4 protein-coding genes are annotated in these 4,794 nt (G+C 38.8%); all 4 read right to left on the reverse strand.

Annotated elements, in window-relative coordinates; translation table 11 throughout:
- Window positions 1-438: 438 nt before the first annotated feature.
- Window positions 439-924, reverse strand: coding sequence for a cytochrome o ubiquinol oxidase subunit IV (gene cyoD / locus ACFIKE_RS08255; protein ID WP_375649211.1), 486 nt, complete (start codon window positions 922-924; stop codon window positions 439-441).
- 5 nt (window positions 925-929) lie between these two features.
- A complete protein-coding gene (locus ACFIKE_RS08260) occupies window positions 930-1,598 on the reverse strand; it encodes a cytochrome (ubi)quinol oxidase subunit III (RefSeq protein WP_375619284.1) in 669 nt (222 codons plus the stop codon).
- On the reverse strand, window positions 1,595-3,613 hold the full coding sequence (cyoB, locus tag ACFIKE_RS08265) for a cytochrome o ubiquinol oxidase subunit I (RefSeq protein ID WP_375619283.1): 2,019 nt from the start codon (window positions 3,611-3,613) through the stop codon (window positions 1,595-1,597). Before cyoB ends, ACFIKE_RS08260 begins: the two co-directional genes overlap by 4 nt.
- A gap of 75 nt (window positions 3,614-3,688) precedes the next feature.
- Window positions 3,689-4,660: a ubiquinol oxidase subunit II gene (gene cyoA / locus ACFIKE_RS08270; RefSeq protein WP_273787465.1), complete on the reverse strand. Its 972-nt coding sequence runs from the start codon at window positions 4,658-4,660 to the stop codon at window positions 3,689-3,691.
- Window positions 4,661-4,794 lie beyond the last annotated feature (134 nt).

The following is a 4,794-nucleotide window of genomic DNA, read 5'->3' on the forward strand; positions in this document are numbered from 1 at the left end:
AGAACCAGCACCAATAACTGTCATTGCAACGGTTTTCATTAAGTTTTCTGATTATTCTCTAAATTTTTGATTTCAATGGCATATTATTATTACAAATAACTTTAATGCTATCTTTAATATAAATCCTGTAAATCATAAAAACGTTACCGCCTCGTAGCTTTTATCTCACACAACATAAAAACTTGTTTCTCACATTCTCTTTCTTTGTAGTAAATTGTATAAATATCACTTTTTGTATATCCTACAAACAGCTATTTATCTCAAAAATTAAGGCTTGACTAAATACTCCATGGAATTTCTCTTTTAAAATAAAAGTACATTCAAAATCATGATACTCATTCCACTGATATCTTGTACCTACCCCTCTCTTTAATATCCTACGAATTTCTTGTAAGAGCTGATACATGCCGCATCAGCTCCCACAGATATTTCTAACAACTACTCCACAGGAGACTGCGTACTTAGCCCCCCCTGCTCCATAGGCATTTCTGAGCCCTGTATCTTTTCTGGCTGTTTTCTTACGGATATATCTTTGTTTGATAACTGCTCAGATACTGAAGAACCATCTCTACTTGATATTTCCGGTTCAATAACACGTCCTGAACCACCCATCATATTATAATTCAAATGAGAGATAGCCCACCAAGTTCCCCCAATAATAACAAAAACGCAAATAGCAGCAAACCACAATGCGCTTAAATTCCACTTGGCATCTGGACCAGAGTTCAAGTGCAAAAAGAAAACAATTTGTACTATAATCTGAATGATAGCCATCCCAATAAGATACACAACTTTTGTACTAACTGCCCAACTTTCCATCATTCCATACATCACAGGAACAAAAGAACCTAGGGTGAAAAATACAGCCAGAATAAAGCCGACCAAATAGGAACCAGTACTGGGACCATGTGTTTCATTTTGCATGCTCATCACAACGCTCCTAATAGATAAACCATGGTGAAAACACCAACCCATACAATATCAAGTAAATGCCAAAAAATGGAAAGGCATGCTAAACGTGTTTTATTGTTCTGATCCAAGCCATTACGACGAAGATGAAAAAACATCACAACCATCCAAAGAAGACCAACACTTACGTGAAGTCCATGGGTGCCAACCAAAGCAAAAAATGCTGACCAATAAGCAGAGAGAATCTCCCGTCCAAAAAGCTGTAAACCCGTCGCAGGATCAATACCAGCATAAGCATTTGGATCGTAATAAAAGACCTCACCCAAAAGTTCATGAAATTCGTAAAGTTCCATACCAATGAAGCAACACCCAAATACAAAGGTAATAGCCATCCATAAACGCACACCACTGATGTTATTTTTATGTGCTTGTACCATTGTAAAACCATAAGTGACGGATGAAAACAACAAGAAAGCAGTCTCAACCAAAACAAATTTTAAATCAATAAACTCATTGCCCGCCTTACCACCACCATAAGAAGCAGAAAAAACAGCAAAACTTGAAAAAAGTGTCGAAAACAGGATCAAATCTGAGAGAATATAGACCCAAAAACCAAACGTCATTACCGAACTATTATCGTGGTGATGTTCATCCACAGCACTCACTTTATTCATTGTTACTGCACTCATACTGTCACTCCTTGTTCTTTAAGAACAGCTGTAAAGGCATCTTCAGTTTTTTGTACTTCTTCAGCCGGAATATAATAACCATGATGGTCACCTGTTAATGAATGACACACAAGCGTTGCAATAAAACCAATCAAGCCGACCGCAACAAGCCACCAAATATGCCAGACAAGCGCAAAACCAACAACTAATGAGAAGAATCCCGCAATAATTCCAGCCGATGTATTGGATGGCATATGAATTTTTGTAAATCCACTGGTAGGACGTTGATAACCACTTTTCTTCATATTCCAATAAGCATCATCAGACTGTATTTTCGGAACTATTGCAAAATTGTAAGAAGGAGGCGGTGAAGAGATAGACCATTCAAGAGTCCGTGCATCACCCCAAGAATCATTTAATGTTACAGGTAAACGTCCCTTATGTTTAATACCGTACCAAATCGCCAAAACAACTTGCAGCACAAAACAAAGGATACCAAGCAAAATAATAAAAGCACCCAATGCAGCAATCATAAACATCGGTTGCCAACTAGGTTCCATATAATGCTGGAGACGACGCGTACCACCCATTAAACCAAGTGCATAGACTGGGAAAAAAGCAAGGTAAAAACCAATGAACCAACACCAGAAAGATGCAATACCCAATGCTCGATTTGGTTTATAACCAAAAACTTTTGGAAACCAAAATGCAATCCCCGCTAAGTACGCAAAAACGACACCCCCAATAATTGTATGATGGAAATGCGCTACCAAAAACAACGAATTATGAAACTGCCAATCAGCTGGTACAATAGATAATAAAACACCGGTTAATCCACCACCAACAAAGGTAAAAATCATTCCCATGCACCAAAGCATTGGAGGCTCAAAGCGAATCCGCCCCTTATACATAGTTAGCAGCCAATTAAAGACTTTTACACCTGTTGGAACAGCAATAATCATTGTCGCAATACCAAAGAAAGTATTCACAGCTTCACCGCCACCCATTGTGAAGAAATGATGTCCCCAAACAAGAAGCGAAAGAATCAAAATAACCAACATGGCCCATATCATCGAAGTATAACCAAAGAGGCGTTTTGAAGAAAAAGTTGATACAACCTCAGAAACAATTCCAAAAGCAGGAACAACCAAAACATAAACCTCAGGATGACCAAAAACCCAAACATAGTTAATCCATACCATCGGATTTCCGCCACCAACATTAGAAAAGAAATTCATGCCCAAATAACGATCGCATGCCAAGAGTGCAAATGCTACAGTTAAGACAGGGTAAATAACTAAAATAAGGACATTGCTAACAAAAGCGCTCCAACAAAAAACAGGCATTCTCATCATCGTCATCCCAGGAGCACGCATCTTAATCAAAGTCGCAACAAAATTGACCGCCCCCATTGTTGTCGCTATACCAGAAAGTTGAAGTGACCATAAATAATAGTCTACCCCTGTATCTGGACTCGTTTGCAATTCTGTAAAAGGTGGATACATCAACCAGCCACCACGACCAAAATTCCCAACACCTAGGGATATGTTAATCAATATTGCCCCTGCAGCCGTAATCCAAAAACCTAGATTATTTGCAAAGGGAAAAGCAACATCACGCGCACCAATTTGAAGCGGTATAAGATAATTAAAAAGACCAAATAAAATAGGCGTAGCCATGAAAAAAATCATGATAGTGCCATGCGCCGAAAAAATTTGATCAAAATGGTCAGGTGGCAAATAACCTGCACTTTCACTCCCAAGAGCTAAAGCTTGATGTGTTCGCATCATGAGTGCGTCCGCAAAACCGCGAACAAGCATAATAATTCCAAGAACTATGTACATAATGCCTATGCGTTTATGGTCAACAGTTGTAATCCAATTTCGCCATAGAATCCCCCACCACCCAAGTGCTGTTAGAGCAACAACAGCAATTAAACCAACCACAACAATCGCAATACACGTGTATAAAACGATCGGCTCATGTGCAAGTGCATGAAAAGCACCTGCCGTAGGATCTGTAAGTCTTCCAAACATTTCTCAACCCATTTCAAATGAAATTCAAGTTTAAAAGAAACCTTATGTTAAAAGGGCTCTTTCTTTACTGATTCTTTAAATAACATCAGGATCAAATACTGAACATAGTGCACCCCATAGCGTCTGAGCAGCAGCACGTTTCATTAAATCCTCATTACATACCGTATTTTCATCGACACATCGATTAACAACACGATAGTAAAGGCGCTTCTCCACAGGTGCAAAATAACGAACTTCAGCATCTTTTTTCTTCGCAGCAATATCACCCATACGAGGCGCAATAGAAAGTTGACGATAAGATGCACGATCAAGTACTCGACCATTAGCCCGAGCTTTTACAATCCAATCCTCAAAGTCCTGCAAAGACACAGAATGCCACTTAAACCGCATACTCGAAAAACCATCACCACTGTAATTTGCTGAGGTTCCTTTGAATACTCCTTGCTCTTCAGCGACCAAATGCAACTTAGCATTCATCTGCGGCATAGCGTAAAGAACTGTACCCAGTTTGGGGACCCAAAAAGCATTGACAGAATTCTCTGACGTCAATTGCAATAAAACTTGACGCCCTTCAGGTGCATAAATCTCATTAATCGATGCAACACCATATTCAGGATAAATAAAAAGCCATTTCCAATCAAGAGAAACGGCATCTATCTGTAATGGCTTTCCTTCACCTACAACTTCCACTGGGAGAGGATTTGTAGGTTCCAGCTTATAAGTATAATAAGCTGTTAATGAACCTAAAACCATTACAATTACAATTGGAATACCCCACATCAACGCTTCAATTTTATTTGAATGCGCCCAATCAGGAGAATAGTCCGCTTTCATATTCGATGCACGATATTTTATAGCTAAAAATACCACACTCACCATAACTGGGATGACAACACAAAGCATCACCACCACACAAACAACTATCAAAATGAGCTGTTGACGTGCAACATAACCTGATGGCTGTATAACATCAATTTTACAACCAGATAAAAGCAGTGCTCCCCCTAAAATCACAAGCATTTCTAATTGTCGAACAAAGCTTTTCATCTCTATTTACCCCCGTCATATGCACCAAAAATTGTCATAAATATATACCTCGTATTGTACAGATTTGAAAATAATTATCAAGTGAATTCAATGCCTATATTACTCTTATCAAACGCTTATTCTTTACCTATCAC

It is taken from the genome of Bartonella sp. MU70NMGDW (genome assembly GCF_042194085.1).
Classification (GTDB): domain Bacteria; phylum Pseudomonadota; class Alphaproteobacteria; order Rhizobiales; family Rhizobiaceae; genus Bartonella; species Bartonella grahamii.